Below are 17,730 nucleotides of genomic sequence, written 5' to 3'. Positions count from 1 at the left end.
TGTATTCCTTGTTATGTGCTGCGTGGCTCAGATCCGTGCGGCTATCTGGCTGCCCATCTCGGCGGTGCTTTGCACCGGGTGCTGTGCGTTACCCTGATGCAGATCGGCGGTGAAGTAACCCTCGGCCAGAGCCTGGGCGACGGCCTGCTCTATGGCCTGGGCGGCGGCTTCCTGGCCCAGGCTGTAGCGCAGCATCAGGGCGGCGGAGAGGATCTGGGCGATGGGGTTCGCAATGCCCTTGCCGGCGATGTCCGGGGCCGAGCCACCGGCCGGCTCGAACAGACCGAAGCCGGATTCGTTCAGGCTGGCGGAGGGGAGCAGCCCCATGGAGCCGGTGATCATGGCGCACTCGTCGGAGAGGATGTCGCCGAACAGGTTGGAGCAGAGCAGCACGTCGAACTGGGACGGATCCTTGATGAGCTGCATGGTGGCGTTGTCGATGTACATATGGTTCAGTTCGACGTCGGGATAATCCTTGGCGACTTGCGTTACCACCTCGCGCCACAGGATGGAGGAGGCGAGCACGTTGGCCTTGTCGATGGAGGTGACCCTGGACTTGCGCACCCGGGCGGATTCGAACGCTATCTTGGCGATGCGCTCGATCTCGAAGCGGTGATACACCTCGGTGTCGAATGCCTTCTCCATGGCACCTTCCCCTTCGCGCCCCTTGGGCTGGCCGAAGTAGATGCCGCCGGTCAGCTCCCGCACGCAGGCGATGTCGAAGCCGCGATCCGAGATGTCGGCACGCAGGGGGGAGAACTGCTCCAGGCCGGTGTAGATGCGGGCCGGACGCAGGTTGCAGAACAGTTTGAAGTGGGCGCGCAGGGGCAGCAGGGCGCCGCGCTCCGGCTGATCGTTGGGGGGCAGATGTTCCCATTTCGGGCCGCCGACCGAGCCGAACAGCACGGCATCGGCCGCTTCGCAGCCCGCTATGGTGCTTTGGGGCAGCGGGGTGCCGTGGTTGTCGATGGCGATGCCACCCACGTCGTGGCGATCATAGTCGAGGGCGAAGCCGAATTTGGTCTGCACCTTTTCCAGTACCTTGATGGCCTCGGCCATCACTTCCGGGCCAATGCCGTCCCCCGGCAATACTGCGATCCGATAACTGCTCATACTCTCTCCGTCCTGATGTTGTCTTGAGTTCCATCTGCCCAGTGACCCGATACTGCGATCCTATACCTGTTCAGACTGTCTCCGTTCTGATGTTGTCTTGAGTTCCATCTGCCCAGTGACTCGATACTGCGAGCCTATGCCTGTTCAGACTGTCTCCGTCCTGATGTTGTCTTGAGTTCCATCTGCCCAGCGATGCGATACCTGTTCAGATAGTCTCCGTCCTGATGTTGTGATTGCATTCCATCCGTTCAGCGAGCCGTTCGCTGCTCAGACGGTTTCCGATTTGGTGTTGTTTTTATGTCCCATCTGCTCAGTGAACCGATCACTCACTATTCAGACAGTTTCCGATTTGATGTTGTTTTTATGTCCCATCTGCTCAGTGAACCGATCACTCACTGTTCAGACGGTTTCCGATTTGATGTTGTTATTGCGTTCCATCTGCTCGGCGACCTGATCGGCGCGCCAGATGCTGTTGATGACATGGACCAGGGCCTGGGCCGAGGATTCGATGATGTCGGTGGCCAGCCCCATGCCATGGAATTTGCGACCCTTGTATTCGGCGACTATGTCGACCTGGCCGAGGGCATTCTTGCCTTCCCCCTTGCCCTTGAGCTCGTACTTGTCGATGCGGATCTCGTAGCCGGTGATGCGGTTGATGCACTGGTAGACAGCATCCACAGGGCCGTTGCCGGTGGCCGCTTCGCAGATCAGATCCTGACCCACCTTGAGCTTGACCGAGGCGGTGGCCAGCACAGAGCTGCCGCTCTGCACCCCGAGGTACTCCAGCTTGAAGTGCTCGGGCTCCTCGTGGATCTGGCTGAAGAAGGCCAGTGCCTCGAGATCGTAATCGAACACCTGGCCCTTCTTGTCGGCCAGGGTGAGGAACTTGCCGTAGAGGTGGTCGAGATCGTAGCTGCTCTCGGCGTAGCCCATGCTCTCCATGCGGTGCTTGATGACGTGGCGGCCGGAGCGGGAGGTCATGTTGAGGTTGTTCTGGGTGAGGCCGATGCTCTCGGGAGTGATGATTTCGTAGGTGTTCTTGGCCTTGAGCACGCCGTCCTGATGGATGCCGGAGCTGTGGGAGAAGGCGTTGGCCCCGACGATGGCCTTGTTCGGCTGCACCGGCATGTTGCACAGCTGACTGACCAGCGTGCTGGTGCGGTGGATCTCGTTGTGACGGATGTTGGTGTGCACCCCGAGCAGGTCGGCGCGGGTTTTCAGGATCATCGCCACCTCTTCCAAGGAGCAGTTGCCCGCCCGCTCGCCGATGCCGTTGATGGTGCACTCGATCTGGCGGGCCCCCATCTGTACGGCACCGATGGAGTTCGCCACCGAGAGCCCCAGATCGTCGTGGCAGTGCACCGAGATGATGGCCTGGTCTATGTTCGGCACCCGATTGAACAGGGTCTGGATGATGCCGGAGAATTCGGTCGGCACCGTGTAGCCCACGGTATCCGGGATGTTGATGGTGCGGGCGCCCGCCTTGATGGCGGCCTCCACCATGCGGCAGAGGTTGTCAATCGGCGTGCGGCCCGCATCCTCGCAGGAGAACTCCACGTCGTCTGTGTAGCGCAGGGCGTGCTTGATGGCGCCGACCCCCATCTCCAGCACGTCTTCGAAGCTCTTCTTCAGCTTGCTTTCGACGTGGATGGAGGAGGTGGAGATAAAGGTGTGGATACGGAAGGCTTCGGCGACCCGCAAGGCTTCGCCGGCGGCATCGATGTCCTTGGGCAGGGCACGGGCGAGGGCGCAGACACGGCTGTTCTTGATGTGGCGGGCTATGGTCTGCACCGATTGAAAATCACCGGGGGAGGAGACAGGGAAGCCCACTTCCATGATGTCGACACCGAGTCGTTCCAGCGCCTGGGCAATCTGCAGCTTCTCCTTGACCGTCAAGCTGGCCGACAGCGCCTGCTCGCCATCACGCAAGGTGGTATCGAATATGATGACTCGATCTGACATGTGACTTCCCTCTTCCTAAGTTCGGTGCGTGCATCCTGCATTGGCATAAAAAAACCCGTGCGGGGTGCACGGGTTTTTGTAAATTCCGGCTATGCCTTAGCCCGGCTACAAGGATCCCGCGCGAGGAGTCGCGATTAGGGAGAGCAGTAGTAGCGGAGCGGCAATATGCATGATGACTCAATCCTTCCAGTCGATAACGCTACTACCAATATCGAGATTTTTATGCTGTGTCAACTCGAAAGGACAGGTTCAATTCACTGTGTTATTTAATCGGATTGTAAAGGAGTGCAAATTTCCTTGTCCCATATTCGGTTCATGCCTGATTATCTGGTCGTTCCTGCTGTACTCGATCACCCGCACAATCAGATCGACTTATCAGCCCTTGCTGAATTATCTGAGGTATTCCATGGAAAAGCGCAGACCTGGCCGTCCGGTCGGACGTTCCGACATTCGTGACAAGCTGCTCGCCGCCGCACGCGAACGTTTTCTCAACACCCCCTACAGCAAGGTGACGACCCGCGAGATCGCCGAGCTGGCCGGCTCCAATCTGGCGATGATCCACTACTACTTCGGCAGCAAAGAGGGCCTCTACAAGGCGGTGCTGGGGGATGTGGCCGAGCCGCTGGATCAGGCCTGGCATGACGAGAGCAGCAACCGCAGCCTGACCGATCTGCTCAATACCTACTATCAGGTGATGGCGCCGAACAGCGAGCTGACTTCCGCCATCTCCAGCGCATTATCAACCGAGAAGAGTCCGGGGCGGGATTTTGTATTGAATCGTCTGCTGGAGCGCCAACTGCCCCAGTTCGATGCCCTGCTCGAATCCATGCGCTCCAATGGCCAGCTGGGTGACAACCTGGATCCCGAGATGCTGAAGATCTCCTTCCTCAGCATGATGTGGCAGCCCTTCGTGATGAAGGATCTCTACGAACAGGTGTTCGGCCTGACGGTGGACGAGAGCTTCATGAGCCGGTTGGCGGCCCACAACTGCCAGTTGATGGAGAACGGCCTGCGCGGTTCCCTGAACTGAGTCTTCCCGGGTAAAAACTGAAAAAAGGGCCGCATGGCCCTTTTTTGCATGGTGCATGTCACAAATCTGTTATTTCTCCTTCAACCAAGTGTCACTCCGCCGCCCTAGTCTGCAGGCAAGACTCAAGAGCAGGAGGCGTGATGAACAAGATCCAGCAATGGGACCTGCGGGTGTGCCGTGTCTGCCTGCTTCATCCCTACAACAGGCCGCAGGCCAGGATCAGCCGGCTCGTCTCCCGCACCGGTGACGGTCCCCTCTACGCCGTGCTGGCCGCCCTGCTCTGGTGGCAGGGGGAGGCGCAGCGGGACGTGGTGCAAGTCGCCCTGCTGGCCTTTGCCGCCGAGCTGCCGCTCTATCTGCTGCTCAAGAATGCCTTGAGACGCCAGCGCCCCGTGGGCTTGCCGGTCTTCATCACCCCCTCCGATCGCTACAGCCTGCCCTCCGGCCATACCGCCGCCGCCTTCCTGATGGCCACCGTGCTGGCGGCAAGTTTTCCGCTCTGGGCGCCGCTGCTGTTTCTCTGGGCCATCCTGGTCGGGGCGTCGCGCCTGCTGCTCGGGGTGCACTATCTGAGCGATCTGGTGGCCGGCGCCCTGCTCGGGGGCGGCTGCGCCCTGTGGGCGCTCGGCTGGAGCCAGGGATGAGGATACTGTTCGGGGTACAGGGGACCGGCAACGGTCATGTCAGTCGCAGCAGGACTCTGGCGCGCGCCCTGAAGGGCAGGGGGATAGCGGTCGACTACCTGTTCAGCGGCCGCGCCGCCGACGGTTACTTCGAGATGGGGGAGTTCGGGGAGTACCGCACCTTCCCCGGCATCAGTTTCGTCAGCCATCAGGGCCGCATCTCGGGCTGGCGTACCCTCAAGGGACTCTCTCCCCTGCGCTTCTGGCAGGACATGCGGGCGCTGGATTGCCGGGATTACGATCTGGTGATCAGCGATTTTGAGCCACTCAGTGCCCATGCCGCCCGGCGCTGGCAAAAACCGAGTCTGACCATCAGCCATCAGGCCAGCTTCGACTGGCCCATTCCGCGCTGGGGAGAGAGTGGTTTCCACCGCCAGCTGATGCGCCACTTCGCCCCGGTGAGCCGCTCTCTGGGGTTGCACTGGTTCCACTTCGGTCAGCCGCTGCTGCCCCCCATCATAGATCCCATGACCCCGGCCCCGGACAACCAGCAGATCCTGGTCTATCTGCCCTTCGAGCAGACAGAGCAGATAGCTGCGCTGCTGTCGCGCTTTGGCCAGCAGCGCTTCGTCTGCTTTCACCCCGGTCTTAGCAAGGCCAGTCAATGGCGCAACATCCGCTTCGAGCCTGCGGCCCGGGAGGGGTTCAAGCTGGTGCTGGCCGGTTGCCGGGGCGTCATCAGCAATGCGGGGTTTGAACTGGCCTCGGAGGCGCTGTCTCTGGGCAAGAAGCTCTTGGTCAAGCCGCTCGGCGGCCAGTTCGAGCAGCTGACCAACGGCAGGACCCTGGAGTTGATGGGGCTCGCCCAGTTGATGGAGACGCTGGATGCCAATGGAGTGAGAGCCTGGCTGGAGGCGCCGGCACCCGGCAGAGTGCATTACCCCGACGTGGCGGGGGCGCTGGCCGACTGGCTGCTGGCCGGTGCCGAGGAAGATATTGAGTCTCTCTCCCGCCGCCTGTGGGCCAGGACCCTCTTCCCGGAGGAGGTGTGCGATCGCCTCAGCGAACTGGCGGGCAACCCGACATTGGCCCGTCCCTGGTTATCGCAACTCAGCGCCTTTGACTAGACTGAATTGATCCCACCAAGGAGAGGACGGACACCATGCGCTTTACCAATGAAAACGGCGACACCATGACCCTGGCAGACAATCTCACCCTGCATGAGCTGCTCGACATGGGGGTCAGCATCTCGGTCTGTGAAGAGACGGATCCGGATCAGCAGATCTGGCTGGCGGAGCCGGAAGACGAGCACTAAAACGTTATGGTTTTGACGGCCCGCCCCCTGGGAGCGGGCCATTTATTTCCATCCCTGCCCTGATTGGCAGCATGATCCGCTAGTTTCCCCCCCATACCCCCCGCTTTGTTTCCGGTCTGGTGACCAAGTCACTGAATGTTAATAGCTGTTTGAAATTTATGACTGTTCTGGTCAGACAAAGCCGTGGACAAGCGTTCACAAGCGGGTTAAGTTGGTTTTTCACCCGCTTTTTGGGTGAATGATGGAAAAAACCTATTTTTCTACTATCGACGGCTCCGAACTCGCCTGGTCTGGATGCAGACAACAACAAGAGACGGATCGGCGCTGCCGGGAAGCAGCGGACTGTCGGTAGCTTTCGCTTAACGGAGCAAAGCCTGGAGGGCTTTATCATGGAGATGTTATCAGGCGCCCAGATGGTGGTTAGAGCGCTGGAAGATCAGGGAGTGGAACACGTTTTCGGCTACCCTGGTGGCTCAGTGCTCGACATCTATGACGCTCTCTTCGAAAACGGCAAGATGGAGCATGTCCTGGTGCGGCACGAGCAGGCCGCGGTGCACATGGCGGACGGTTACGCCCGCTCCACCGGCAAGGTGGGCACTGTGCTGGTGACCTCGGGTCCCGGCGCCACCAACTGCATCACCGGCATCGCCACCGCCTACATGGACTCGATCCCCCTGGTGATCCTGTCCGGTCAGGTGCCGACCAGCATGATAGGGGAGGACGCGTTCCAGGAGACCGACATGATCGGCATCTCCCGCCCTGTGGTGAAGCACAGCTTCCTGTGCAAGAAGGCCAGCGACATTCCCGACGCCATCAAGAAGGCCTACTACATTGCCGCCAGTGGCCGCCCGGGGCCCGTGGTGGTGGACTTGCCCAAGGACGTGCAGAACCCGAAAGAGAAATTCCCCTACCAGTATCCCGAGTCCGTTTCCCTGCGCTCCTACAATCCGACCAAGGCCGGACACAAGGGCCAGATCAAGCGTGCTGCCAAGCTGCTGACCGAGGCGAGCCGCCCTGTCATGTACGTGGGCGGTGGCGCCATCAACGCCAATGCGGATCATCTGGTGACCAAGCTGGCGGAGCTGCTGAACCTGCCGGTGACCACCACCCTGATGGGACTGGGGGCCTTCAGCGGCACCCACCCGCAATTCATCGGCATGCTCGGCATGCACGGCACCTTCGAAGCGAACAAGAGCATGCACAACGCGGATCTCATCTTCGCCGTGGGTGCCCGCTTCGATGACCGCGTCACCAACAACGTGAGCAAGTTCTGCCCCAACGCCACCATAGTCCACATCGACATAGACCCTACCTCCATCTCCAAGACGGTGCAGGCCCATGTGCCCATCGTCGGCTCGGTGGAAACCGTGCTGGAGCAGATGCTGGAAGTGATCCGCGAGTGCGGCTTCGACAACGACAAGCAGGCCCTGGCGGACTGGTGGAGCCAGATCGATCAGTGGCGCTCCCGCAACTGCCTGGCCTACGAGACCCACCCCACCCTGATCAAGCCGCAGCAGGTCATAGAGGCGCTCTACAAGGTGACCAAGGGGGAGGCCTTCGTCGCCTCCGACGTGGGTCAGCACCAGATGTTTGCCGCCCTCTACTACCCGTTTGCCAAGCCGCGCCAGTGGATCAACTCCGGTGGTCTCGGCACCATGGGCTTCGGCATTCCGGCCGCCATGGGGGCCCAGTTTGCCAACCCGGATGCCGTGGTCTGCTGCGTCACCGGCGACGGCTCTGTGCAGATGAACATCCAGGAGCTCTCCACCTGCATGCAGTACGGGGTGCCCATCAAGATCATCTCCATCAACAACCGCGCCCTCGGCATGGTCAAGCAGTGGCAGAAGATGTTCTACGGCGGCCGTCACAGCCACTCCTACATGGAATCCCTGCCGGACTTCGTCAAGCTGGCGGAAGCCTATGGCCACGTCGGCATCGCGGTGAGCGATCCCGCCGAGCTGGAGAGCGCCATGGAGAAGGCGTTCGCCATGAAGGATCGGCTGGTGTTCATGGATATCTCGGTCGACCCGGACGAACACGTCTATCCGATGCAGATCAAGTTTGGAGCCATGGACGAGATGTGGCTGAGCAAGACGGAGAGGACCTGACGATGGGACATATCATTTCGGTCGTACTGGTGGAGCCCGCCATCGATGAGATGTGGCTGAGCAAGGCGGGGGAAACATCATGAGACATATAATTTCCGTTCTGCTGGAGAACGAATCTGGCGCCCTGAGCCGTGTGGTGGGCCTCTTCTCCCAGCGCGGCTACAACATAGAGACCCTGACGGTGGCCCCCACCGAGGATCCCACCCTGTCGCGCATGACCATTGTCACCATGGGTGACGAGCGGGTGCTGGAGCAGATCCAGAAGCAGCTGCACAAGCTGGTGGACGTGCTCAAGGTGTGCGATTTGAGCGAAGGGGAACACATCGAGCGGGAGATCGCCCTAGTCAAGGCGCGCGCCGCCGGTGGTGCCCGCGACGAGCTGAAACGGCTGGCGGATATCTTCCGTGGCCAGATCGTCGATGTCACCCCCGAGCAGTACACAGTGCAGCTGGTGGGCACCAGCGAGAAGCTGGACGCCTTCATCAAGACTGCCGCCCAGACCAACGAGATCATCGAAGTGGTGCGCTCCGGTGTCTGCGGCATCTCCCGGGCGGACAAGTCCCTGCGTCCCTGATGCGGCCGGACGTGGACATGGTTGTTCAAGGGCTCTTCGGAGCCCTTTTGTAATTTGGCCGGGTGGTGCGCCTCAAGCTGTCTGCGGCATCTCTCGTGCGGACAAGTCCCTGCGTCCCTGATGCGATTGGACGTGGACATGGTTGTTCAAGGGCTCTTCGGAGCCCTTTTGTAATTTGGCAGGGTGGTGCGCCTCAAGCTGTCTGCGGCATCTCCCGGGCGGACAAGTCCCTGCGTCCCTGATGCGGTCGGATGTGGAAATGGTTGTTCAAGGGCTCTTCGGAGCCCTTTTTCGTGCCTGACTGCTTTGCGGGCAATTGAGGGAGGCCGGTAGGGCTTCTGGCTAAAGCCTCAGGGGGCCATCGAGGCGTGAGGGGTGAAAGAGGAGGGGGGAAGGGAGGGCCTGCACCTGTCATTTTCTTTCAAATGATCGGTAAACTATCCACAAAAGCTGTGGAAAACTCTGTAGATTAGCGGTGTGTCTGGCGTTAGTTTGCTGATCTTAAAGGGATATTCTGATTTGATCCTGACTGGATCGCAATTGTGCAATCCCCCTGCGCGGGTGTGAGTGTTTGCTTATCGCCAGCGCCTTGCCAGATGAGCCCCAGCGTCAGATCGTGGGATCTACTCAGGATCCTGATTTGATCTTGTGGATCAACATCTCGCCGCCATAAAAAAACCCGCCGGAAGGCGGGTTTTTCACAGGGTCAGCACTGGGCGATATTACTCGGCCTGGGCTGCCTGGATACCGGTCAGGGCGATGGTGTAGACGATGTCGTCTACCAGGGCGCCACGGGACAGGTCGTTGACCGGCTTGCGCATGCCTTGCAGCATGGGGCCGATGGAGACCAGCTCGGCGGAGCGCTGTACCGCCTTGTAGGTGGTGTTGCCGGTGTTCAGATCCGGGAACACGAACACGGTGGCTTTACCCGCGACCGGTGAGTTCGGTGCCTTGGACTTGGCCACGTTCTCCATGATGGCCGCGTCGTACTGCAGCGGGCCGTCGATGATGAGGTCGGGGCGCTTGGCCTTGGCCAGCTCGGTCGCTTCGCGCACCTTCTCGACGTCCGCGCCGGCGCCAGAGGTACCGGTGGAGTAGGAGATCATGGCGACGCGCGGCTCGATGCCGAAGGCGGCAGCGGAGTCGGCGGACTGGATGGCGATCTCGGCCAGCTGTTCGGCGCTCGGATCCGGGTTGATGGCGCAGTCACCGTACACCAGCACCTGATCAGGCAGCAGCATGAAGAAGATGGAGGAGATGAGGGACGAACCCGGGGCAGTCTTGATGATCTGCATCGGCGGACGAATGGTGTTGGCTGTGGTGTGCACGGCGCCGGAAACCAGACCGTCCACTTCGCCACGCTCCAGCATCATGGTGCCCAGCACCACGTTGTCTTCCAGCTGTTCGCGGGCGACCACTTCGGTCATGCCCTTGTTCTTGCGCAGCTCGACCAGACGCGGCACATAGCGCTCGCGCACTTCCAGCGGGTCGATGATCTCGACGCGATCGGTCAGTACCACACCCTGCTGTTCGGCGACGCGACGGATCTCTTCCGGGTTGCCCAGCAGCACCGGACGGGCGATGCCACGCTCGGCACAGATGGCGGCAGCCTTGATGGTCCGCGGCTCTTCCCCTTCCGGCAGCACGACGCGCTTGTTGGCCTGACGGGCCAGCTCGGTCAGCTGATAGCGGAACGCAGGCGGGCTCAGGCGACGGGAGCGGGTGGACTTGGCAGAGAGAGACTCGATCCAGTGCTTGTCGATGTGGCCAGCCACATAGTCCTGCACCAGCTCGATACGCTCGCGGTCATCTTCCGGGATGTCGACGTTGAAGTTCTGCAGGCTGACGGCGGTCTGCCAGGTGTTGGTGCCGGTGATCATGATCGGCAGGCCGGTGGCCATGGCCTGTTGGCACAGGGCGATGACTTGCGGCTCAGGGTGGTAGTTGCCGGTCAGCAGCAGGGCACCCAGCTTGACGCCGTTCATGGCGGAGAGGCAGGCGGAGACGATGACGTCGGAGCGATCGCCTGAGGTCACCAGCAGGCTGCCCGGACGGAAGTGCTCGATCATGTTGTGGATGGAGCGGGCACAGAAGGTCACGGTCTGCAGGCGACGGCTGTCCAGCTCACCCTTGTGCAGGATCTTGGCGGCCAGGTGCTTGGCGAGATCCTTGGCGCGCGGGGCGATCAGCTGGGTGTTCCAGGGGATGCAGCCGAGGATGCGCAGCGGGCTCTTGCCGAACACCTGCAGCACTTCCAGGTTGTGGGCGGTGTCGGAGGTGTGGTGATGGGCCTCGAACATCTCGGTCAGATCGGGGCGGGTCACGCCGTGCTCGTCAACCGGTGCACCCACCTTGTTGATGACGCAGCCCACGATGCGCGGGTTGCTGACGCCACCGAAGTTGGAGCAGGCCAGCTCGATGCGCTCTTTGAGCTTCTGGCTGGAGTCGTTGCCCGGATGGGTCACGAACACCATGTCGGCATCCAGCGCCTTGGCGACGTCGTAGTTCAGCTTGTTGGCAAAGGGTTGCTTGTCGGTCGGCACCAGGCCTTCGATCACCACCACTTCGGCACCGCTGGTCTTCACGTGCTCTTCGAAGCGAGCCACGATCTCTTCCAGCAGTATGTCGGTGTTGCTGGAGGTGATCATGTTCTCGGCGTAGGAGAGGGCGAACGGCTCGGGCGGGTTGATGTTGGCGGCGGCGCGGATCACGGCGGTGGAGCGCTCGGTACCGGTTTCACCCGGACGCGGCTGGGCAACCGGTTTGAAGAAGCTGACATTGACACCGTGACGTTCCATGGCGCGAACGACGCCAAGGCTCACGGAAGTTACGCCGACACCAGTGCCGACCGGGATGAGCATAATAGTGCGTGCCACTTATTACCCCTTGTTCATTTTTGGGATCAGGAAAAGGCCGCCCTGGGGCGGCCTTGCTCTACAGCTAATTTATGCGCCGACCAGTTCCAGCGCGTCGTGGGCGATGACCCACTCTTCGTTGGTCGGGATAACCAGGGCCTTGGTGGAGCCAGCCTTGGTGATCTCGCCACCCTTGCCGAAGCGCGCCTTCAGGTTGGCGTCGTGGTCGACGTCAAAGCCCAGCAGGCCCAGCTTGTTCAGGGTGATCTCACGGATCGGGGCGGAGTTCTCGCCGATGCCACCGGTGAAGACCACGGCATCCAGACGACCGTCCATGGCGGCGGCGTAGGCACCGATGTACTTGGCCAGACGGTAGCAGTACACGTCCATGGCGCGCTTGGCTTCTTCCTTGCTGTCGTAGTTGTCTTCAACGAAACGGCAGTCGGAGGTGACTTCGGTCAGACCCTGCAGGCCGGATTCCTTGGTCAGCATGGTGTTGATCTCGGCGACGCTCATGCCCAGCTTGTCGTGCAGGAAGAAGATGATGGCCGGATCGATGTCACCGGAACGGGTACCCATCACCAGGCCTTCCAGCGGGGTCAGACCCATGGAGGTGTCGACGGACTTGCCGTTCTTGATGGCGCAGACGGAGCCGCCGTTGCCCAGGTGGCAGTTGATGATGTTGAGCTCTTCAACCGGCTTGTTCAGCTGCTTGGCGGCTTCCAGGCTGATGTAGTAGTGGCTGGTGCCGTGGGCGCCGTAGCGACGGATGCCGTTCTCTTTGTAGAGCTTGTACGGCAGGGCGTACAGGAAGGCTTCTTCCGGCATGGTCTGGTGGAACGCGGTGTCGAACACGGCGACGTTCTTCTCGGCCAGCTCTGGGAAGACCTTGAGGGCGGCACGGATGCCGATCAGGTGAGCCGGGTTGTGCAGCGGCGCGTAAGGAATGGCGGCTTCGATACCGGCGATCACGTCTTTGCAGATCCGCACGGAAGAAGTGAATTGCTCGCCGCCGTGTACCACGCGGTGGCCAATGGCAATCAGGTTCTTGGACAGTTCAGGGTTGAGCGGCAGGATCTTGTGGACGATGTAGTCCAGCGCTTCCTGGTGAGCGGCACCGGCACCCAGATCGGCGCTGCCCTTTTCGCCGTTGAGCTTCCACTTGATGCGGGCGTCGTCGAGGTTGAAGCACTCGGCCAGGCCGGACAGCAGATCATCACCGGTGGTTGCGTCAATGACAGCAAACTTCAGGGACGAGCTGCCACAGTTAAGAACAAGAACCAGCTTACTCATGAATAAATCCTATCGCAGATTGGGTTGGGTTGGAGGATGCGCCGGACGCGGTGCGCCCAAAAACTATCAACTTATCCTTATGAGGGTTGGCAATCTGTTGCTTGCCCCTTGTATAGTGATACAAGACCCGGAATTCTGACGTCCCTGACAGGCCAGCAGCAAACCACTGGCGTAAAAATTGGGCGTACAAAGGATAACCTGATTGTTGAAAAATAACAAAGTCATCCTCAACCTTTGTTATTGCCTCTCAAATATTGTCGAGGTTTTGCCGTTAATACGTTCAAAAAGAGCTCGGAGGTAGTATGAGCATGAACATTTTTGGAACTAAATTACAGCAAGGCCGTCATTATATGACTCTTTGGCCGCGCCGTCCCGAGCTTAATTCCATGTTCCCGGAGAATCGGGTGATCAAGGCCACCGAGTTCGCCCTCAGGGTCATCCCGGCCCTCGCCGTGCTCAGCGTCATGCTGCAGTTCCAGTTCGGCGAGCTACACTACTGGCCCTCCGTCATGGCCTCAGTGTTGTTCCTGCTCAGTCTGCCGCTGCAAGGCTATTACTGGCTCGGCCAGCGTGCCGATACCCGCCTTCCCCCTTCCCTCGCCAACTGGTACAGGGAGATCAACGGCAAGATGAACGAGCAGGGGGGTCATCGTCAGCTGGTGGCCCGCCCCCGTTACGAGGAGCTGGCCGATACTCTCAACGCTGCCTTCAAGCTGCTGGACAAATCCTTCCTCTACGAATAGCCCCGGCAGGGGAGCAAAAGGCGCCACCAGGCGCCTTTTTCACATTCAGGCGGCCAGCACCTTGCTGATCTCCTGGATGGAGAGCTTGTACTGACGGGGGCACTGACGCCAGGCCGCCAGCATGCGCTGGTACTTGTCGCGCATGGCGATGTCGCTGGAGAGCTCGTCACAGGGGCAGGGCAGCTCTGGGAAGCGCTTGTCCACCTCCAGCAGGAAGCAAACATAATCCGCCAGTTCCCGCTCCTGGCTGCGGCTGTAGCCGTTGAAGGCCAGGCGGCTCTCGTTCACCTCGGCCCGGGTACCGGCGTCGAGGTTGCCCCAGGAGATGGCCAACGCGTGGTGCAGCTCCAGGGTGTCCAGCACCTCCTGGCAGGTGGCGAGATCCAGGTGGCCGAAGCTCTTCTCCAGCTCGAGGATCTGCAGGCAGTAGCCACGTTCGACTATGGTGCTGGCCCGCTGGTAAAACGCCGCCTTCTCCGGATTGAGTTTGGCCAGGATCTCGTACTGATTGCTCAGGATCAGGCGTTCGGTATGGCTCATGTTCATGGGCTGTCTCGCTGGAAAATGAATCTGGGGTCACGTTAACCCATATCCAGGATGAATTTTTTGATCTGATAGGGGAGGTTGGCGAGAAAAACGGGGAGGAGGGCGCAATAGGGGCGCCGCTTTTGGCAGGACATCCCCGGCTCTTGCGTGGCAGCGCCGGGTGCAAACGACCAGGGCCTGCATCTGCAGGCCCTGTTGTCGTGTCTGAACTTGCGGGGGTCAGCCCTTGACGAGGTCGAGCACCACCTGGTGGTGATCGCTGGTCTTGAACTTGTCGAAGCAATGGGCCACCTTGCCCTCCTCATCGATGAGGAAGCTCAGCCGATGGATGCCGTCGTACTCCTTGCCCATGAACTTCTTCGGGCCCCAGACGCCAAAGGCATCGGCGACCGCGTGATCCTCATCGGCCAGCAGCCGGAAGTTCAGGCTGTCGCGCTCCTCGAATTTTTTCAGGCGCTTGGCCGGATCCGGACTGATGCCGAGCACCACCACGTTGAGTGCGGCCAGCTCGGCATTGACGTCGCGCAGGCCGCAGGCCTGGGTGGTGCAGCCCGGGGTCATCGCCTTGGGATAGAAATAGATGAGCACCTTCTTGCCCCGCAGGGAGGACAGGCTGACCTGCTGACCATCCTGATCGGAGAGGGAAAAATCGGGGGCCTGAGTACCAACTTGTAGTGGCTGCATGGGGTCTCCTCGGATAAACGCCGTCAGGCGTATTTGTGATTGACGATGAACTCGAATGACTCGGCACCCAGTTCACGACAGAAATCGGCGAAGGCCGTCTTCGAGTCCGCTGCTTCCCCCTGCTTGGCCTGATTGAGCTGGAAATTAGCCTTCAGCAGGTTGAAGGGTTGCTGCTCGAGGGTGACGGTCTGCATGGCCTGGATATCCCAGCCGTGATCGCTGAAGAACTGGGTGCACTGGCTTACGATGCCCGGCTGATCCCGGATCAGCACCTCGGCGCTGGCGCTGATGTCATATTGCAGGGAGTGGTGGCGCTCGGTGCGCTTCATCATGGTGATGAGATCCCACTCCTGGCTGCGCAGGGGGAGGCTTATCTCAAGCTGCATCAAGCTGTTCCAGTCACCGGACAACAGCATGATGAAAGTGAATTCGTTGCCGAAGATGCCAAGACGGCTGTCGACAATGTTGCAACCGCAGCCACTGACGTGACGGGTAACCTCATTGACGATGCCAGGCCTGTCCGTGCCGATGGCCGTTACGACCAGGTAGTGAGTCATAAATCGTCTCTCGTCCATTTATAGCGAATGCGGTGAGAGCGAGCGCCTGACGGGCATGACGCCCTGCTCCGGGCTCTCTCCTGCCCTCGTGCATCCATACGTTTTGTGGCGGATGGTAACACGGCTTGTCCCTTGCCTCCCTTGTTTTTCAAAAGGGGCAGCTTTACCATTACGCCCCTGAAAATCGGGAGAAATATCCATGTTACGCGGTAGTATTGTTGCGCTCGTTACCCCCATGCTGGCCTCGGGTGAGATCGATTGGACCAGTCTGGCGGCCCTGGTGGAGTATCATGTCGGTGCCGGCACCAGTGCCATAGTCGCGGTGGGCACCACGGGAGAGTCGGTCACCCTGAGCGAGCAGGAACATATTGCCGTCGTGGAAAAAACCGTCGAGTTCGCCGCCGGCCGCATTCCGGTCATCGCGGGCTGCGGCTCCAACAACACAGCTCATGCCATCGCTCTCTCCCGGCGTTTCGCCCAGACCGGCGTGGTGGCGGGCCTCTCGGTGACCCCTTATTACAACAAACCCACCCAGGAAGGTCTCTATCGTCACTATTGTGCGATCGCCGAGGCTAGTGGTCTGCCTCAAATTCTCTATAATGTGCCCGGTCGCACCTGCTGCGATCTCAAACCGGAGACCGTGGCTCGTCTGGCCAAGGTTCCCGGCATTATCGGTTTGAAAGAAGCGACGGGTGATTTGAGCCGCACCCCGCTGCTGCGCGAGTTGTGCGGGCCGGATTTCGCGCTTTATAGTGGCGATGATGCCAGCGGATGTGATTTTATGCTGCAAGGGGGCGATGGCGTCATTTCGGTCACCACCAATATTGCGGCGCCCCAGATGGCCGACATGTGTCGTGCTGCGCTGGCCGGTGATGCCGGGCAGGCTCATGACATCAACAATCGATTGATGCCGTTGCATCAGACTCTGTTCTGCGAACCGAGTCCCATCCCGGTGAAGTGGGCCTGTGCCCGACTGGGATTGATGGCGACGGCGACCTTGCGCCTGCCGCTGACCGACCTCACCCCCGAGGGGGAACAGGCGATGGCGCGAGCACTGACGACTGCGGAGTTGATGGCGAGTGTTTAAAGCAAATGGAAAGGGAAATGCAGTGCGCCTGGTGCTGAGTGTCGCGACTGTTGCCGTGTTGGCAGCCTGTAGCTCACCCCAGGATCGCAAGATGGCCAACCGTGGCTTCGAGTATGAAGAGAGCCGCCTCGAAGGTCGCGCCTTCCTCGTGCCCGCCGGGTTGAGTACCCCCGCCTTTAACAGTAATTTCGACATTCCGGCCCTGCCGGAGAGCAGCCGCGAAGGTGCCATCGGCGCCAAGGTGGACGTGCGTCCGCCAGCCCAGCTGCTGACCGTGGTCCCTGGCAGTCAGGTGGTGGCCAAGGCCAGCGAACCTACCCTGGCCTTCTATGCCCTGAGCACCAGCCAGAGCGTGGAGCGCGATACCTGGGCCTTCCTGATGAACTTCCTGGCCCAGCACAAGGTCACCACGGAGAAGCTGGATCAGCAGGCCGGCGTGTTGCAGACCGGCTGGTTTGACAACTCCGCCGCCCTCGATGGCTGGGCGGAGGAGGACGACGACTTCCGCATCCGTCAACGCTACCAGTTCACCCTGCGCAACGATGTGCAGCGTCACGCCGTCAACATGTCGGTGCGGGTGCTGGATCATGAAGAGACCATAGACGGCGAGACCAGCACTGTGCTGACCCCGGCCGATGCCCAGCGCTATGCGACCCGGGCGCTGAACCAGTTCTCCCTCTACTACGACAAGCAGCTCAAGGCCCGCGAACAGCACAAGTCCACCGATGGCATGGGCCTGGAGCTGGGTCTGGACAACAACGAGCTGAGTGCCTGGATTGCCGATGGTTCCTTCGAGCAGGTCTGGCGCCGTCTCAACCAGGTGCTGCCGGCCTACGGTTTCACCATCAAGGATACCCAGCAGTCCCTGGGCTGGATCGACGTCGAGTATGACGAGCCCAATGCCGAGTTCTGGCAGGCCAAGGGGGCCGAGCCGTTCAAGCTGGAGGAAGACCAGTACCGCTTCCAGCTGGGCGAGATGGCCGGGGGCAAGACCTCCATCACCCTGTTCGACAAGGAGAAGAAGCCGGTCGCATCCGGTGTCATCTCCCAGATGTATATCAGCCTGTCCGAGGCCTTTGCCAAAGGCGTGGCCGATCAGGCCGCTAAAGCAGAATAGAAACAGGGGCCTGGTGCCCCTGTTTTGTTATGCGGAGTCCGCGCAGAGGGCCCTCTTGGGAGCCTGTCCCGGCAGAGAGGCCTGGCGCTGCTTCGCTTGAATGAATCCCTCGTAGACAGGAGC

16 protein-coding genes are annotated in these 17,730 nt (G+C 60.5%); 9 read left to right on the top strand and 7 right to left on the bottom strand.

The window, feature by feature from the left end:
* Window positions 1–27 precede the first annotated feature (27 nt).
* Both leuB and leuA read right to left on the bottom strand, forming a co-directional pair.
* Window positions 28–1,113 carry a 3-isopropylmalate dehydrogenase gene (gene leuB / locus AC3WR3_RS16020; protein ID WP_265436347.1) on the bottom strand — a complete coding sequence of 362 codons (1,086 nt, stop codon included), beginning with the start codon at window positions 1,111–1,113 and terminating at the stop codon, window positions 28–30.
* A 399-nt stretch (window positions 1,114–1,512) separates the two neighbouring features.
* Window positions 1,513–3,075 carry a 2-isopropylmalate synthase gene (gene leuA / locus AC3WR3_RS16015; RefSeq protein WP_139744554.1) on the bottom strand — a complete coding sequence of 521 codons (1,563 nt, stop codon included), beginning with the start codon at window positions 3,073–3,075 and terminating at the stop codon, window positions 1,513–1,515.
* A gap of 406 nt (window positions 3,076–3,481) precedes the next feature.
* Between leuA and AC3WR3_RS16010 the strand changes: the two genes are divergently transcribed.
* The 6 genes from AC3WR3_RS16010 to ilvN all read left to right on the top strand — a co-directional run bounded on the left by AC3WR3_RS16010 (window position 3,482) and on the right by ilvN (window position 8,725).
* A complete protein-coding gene (locus AC3WR3_RS16010; protein ID WP_005323843.1) occupies window positions 3,482–4,105 on the top strand; it encodes a TetR/AcrR family transcriptional regulator in 624 nt (207 codons plus the stop codon).
* A gap of 140 nt (window positions 4,106–4,245) precedes the next feature.
* The gene (locus tag AC3WR3_RS16005) at window positions 4,246–4,749 is read left to right on the top strand and encodes a phosphatase PAP2 family protein (RefSeq protein ID WP_404837098.1); all 504 of its coding nucleotides are present in this window, start codon (window positions 4,246–4,248) and stop codon (window positions 4,747–4,749) included.
* Window positions 4,746–5,855 (top strand): MJ1255/VC2487 family glycosyltransferase, encoded by a 1,110-nt coding sequence (locus AC3WR3_RS16000; RefSeq protein WP_492292286.1) that lies wholly within the window; start codon window positions 4,746–4,748, stop codon window positions 5,853–5,855. The genes AC3WR3_RS16005 and AC3WR3_RS16000 overlap by 4 nt, the downstream gene beginning before the upstream one ends.
* 35 nt (window positions 5,856–5,890) lie before the next feature.
* On the top strand, window positions 5,891–6,043 hold the full coding sequence (locus AC3WR3_RS15995) for a hypothetical protein (RefSeq protein WP_005323837.1): 153 nt from the start codon (window positions 5,891–5,893) through the stop codon (window positions 6,041–6,043).
* 389 nt (window positions 6,044–6,432) lie between these two features.
* Complete coding sequence (locus AC3WR3_RS15990; protein WP_202047121.1) at window positions 6,433–8,151, top strand: acetolactate synthase 3 large subunit; 1,719 nt, start codon at window positions 6,433–6,435, stop codon at window positions 8,149–8,151.
* Between the two features lie 79 nt (window positions 8,152–8,230).
* Window positions 8,231–8,725 carry an acetolactate synthase small subunit gene (ilvN, locus tag AC3WR3_RS15985; protein WP_025328160.1) on the top strand — a complete coding sequence of 165 codons (495 nt, stop codon included), beginning with the start codon at window positions 8,231–8,233 and terminating at the stop codon, window positions 8,723–8,725.
* Window positions 8,726–9,447: 722 nt separating this feature from the next.
* Here ilvN and pta read toward each other — a convergent pair.
* Both pta and AC3WR3_RS15975 read right to left on the bottom strand, forming a co-directional pair.
* Window positions 9,448–11,601 (bottom strand): phosphate acetyltransferase, encoded by a 2,154-nt coding sequence (gene pta, locus AC3WR3_RS15980; protein WP_025328159.1) that lies wholly within the window; start codon window positions 11,599–11,601, stop codon window positions 9,448–9,450.
* Window positions 11,602–11,670: 69 nt separating this feature from the next.
* Window positions 11,671–12,873, bottom strand: a complete 1,203-nt coding sequence (locus AC3WR3_RS15975; protein WP_025328158.1) for an acetate kinase — start codon at window positions 12,871–12,873, stop codon at window positions 11,671–11,673.
* Between the two features lie 302 nt (window positions 12,874–13,175).
* Here AC3WR3_RS15975 and yfbV point away from each other — a divergent pair, with 302 nt between their 5' ends.
* Window positions 13,176–13,616 carry a terminus macrodomain insulation protein YfbV gene (yfbV, locus tag AC3WR3_RS15970; protein ID WP_429090205.1) on the top strand — a complete coding sequence of 147 codons (441 nt, stop codon included), beginning with the start codon at window positions 13,176–13,178 and terminating at the stop codon, window positions 13,614–13,616.
* A 45-nt stretch (window positions 13,617–13,661) separates the two neighbouring features.
* On the opposite strand, the gene AC3WR3_RS15965 is transcribed toward yfbV, so the two are convergent.
* The 3 genes from AC3WR3_RS15965 to AC3WR3_RS15955 all read right to left on the bottom strand — a co-directional run bounded on the left by AC3WR3_RS15965 (window position 13,662) and on the right by AC3WR3_RS15955 (window position 15,403).
* Window positions 13,662–14,162, bottom strand: coding sequence for a YfbU family protein (locus tag AC3WR3_RS15965; protein WP_005323826.1), 501 nt, complete (start codon window positions 14,160–14,162; stop codon window positions 13,662–13,664).
* A gap of 219 nt (window positions 14,163–14,381) precedes the next feature.
* The gene (gene bcp / locus AC3WR3_RS15960; protein WP_492292285.1) at window positions 14,382–14,846 is read right to left on the bottom strand and encodes a thioredoxin-dependent thiol peroxidase; all 465 of its coding nucleotides are present in this window, start codon (window positions 14,844–14,846) and stop codon (window positions 14,382–14,384) included.
* A 23-nt stretch (window positions 14,847–14,869) separates the two neighbouring features.
* Entirely contained in the window at window positions 14,870–15,403 is a 534-nt protein-coding gene (locus AC3WR3_RS15955) for a glycine cleavage system transcriptional repressor (RefSeq protein WP_025328154.1), read from the bottom strand.
* Between the two features lie 199 nt (window positions 15,404–15,602).
* Here AC3WR3_RS15955 and dapA point away from each other — a divergent pair, with 199 nt between their 5' ends.
* Both dapA and bamC read left to right on the top strand, forming a co-directional pair.
* The gene (gene dapA / locus AC3WR3_RS15950) at window positions 15,603–16,490 is read left to right on the top strand and encodes a 4-hydroxy-tetrahydrodipicolinate synthase (protein WP_139435074.1); all 888 of its coding nucleotides are present in this window, start codon (window positions 15,603–15,605) and stop codon (window positions 16,488–16,490) included.
* Window positions 16,483–17,607, top strand: a complete 1,125-nt coding sequence (gene bamC, locus AC3WR3_RS15945) for an NlpB/DapX family lipoprotein (protein ID WP_202047118.1) — start codon at window positions 16,483–16,485, stop codon at window positions 17,605–17,607. Before dapA ends, bamC begins: the two co-directional genes overlap by 8 nt.
* Window positions 17,608–17,730 lie beyond the last annotated feature (123 nt).

This window comes from Aeromonas sp. EU05-FHT14A05, assembly GCF_058791175.1.
Note: the sequence above shows the minus strand (reverse complement) of the source record. Positions and strands in the feature narration are given on the sequence as shown.

Coding starts and splice junctions, on each gene's coding strand:
- leuB (WP_265436347.1), bottom strand. CDS start 1,113: ATGAGCAGTTATCGGATCGCAGTATTGCCGGGGGACGGCATTGGCCCG.
- leuA (WP_139744554.1), bottom strand. CDS start 3,075: ATGTCAGATCGAGTCATCATATTCGATACCACCTTGCGTGATGGCGAG.
- AC3WR3_RS16010 (WP_005323843.1), top strand. CDS start 3,482: ATGGAAAAGCGCAGACCTGGCCGTCCGGTCGGACGTTCCGACATTCGT.
- AC3WR3_RS16005 (WP_404837098.1), top strand. CDS start 4,246: ATGAACAAGATCCAGCAATGGGACCTGCGGGTGTGCCGTGTCTGCCTG.
- AC3WR3_RS16000 (WP_492292286.1), top strand. CDS start 4,746: ATGAGGATACTGTTCGGGGTACAGGGGACCGGCAACGGTCATGTCAGT.
- AC3WR3_RS15995 (WP_005323837.1), top strand. CDS start 5,891: ATGCGCTTTACCAATGAAAACGGCGACACCATGACCCTGGCAGACAAT.
- AC3WR3_RS15990 (WP_202047121.1), top strand. CDS start 6,433: ATGGAGATGTTATCAGGCGCCCAGATGGTGGTTAGAGCGCTGGAAGAT.
- ilvN (WP_025328160.1), top strand. CDS start 8,231: ATGAGACATATAATTTCCGTTCTGCTGGAGAACGAATCTGGCGCCCTG.
- AC3WR3_RS15975 (WP_025328158.1), bottom strand. CDS start 12,873: ATGAGTAAGCTGGTTCTTGTTCTTAACTGTGGCAGCTCGTCCCTGAAG.
- yfbV (WP_429090205.1), top strand. CDS start 13,176: ATGAGCATGAACATTTTTGGAACTAAATTACAGCAAGGCCGTCATTAT.
- AC3WR3_RS15965 (WP_005323826.1), bottom strand. CDS start 14,162: ATGAACATGAGCCATACCGAACGCCTGATCCTGAGCAATCAGTACGAG.
- bcp (WP_492292285.1), bottom strand. CDS start 14,846: ATGCAGCCACTACAAGTTGGTACTCAGGCCCCCGATTTTTCCCTCTCC.
- AC3WR3_RS15955 (WP_025328154.1), bottom strand. CDS start 15,403: ATGACTCACTACCTGGTCGTAACGGCCATCGGCACGGACAGGCCTGGC.
- dapA (WP_139435074.1), top strand. CDS start 15,603: ATGTTACGCGGTAGTATTGTTGCGCTCGTTACCCCCATGCTGGCCTCG.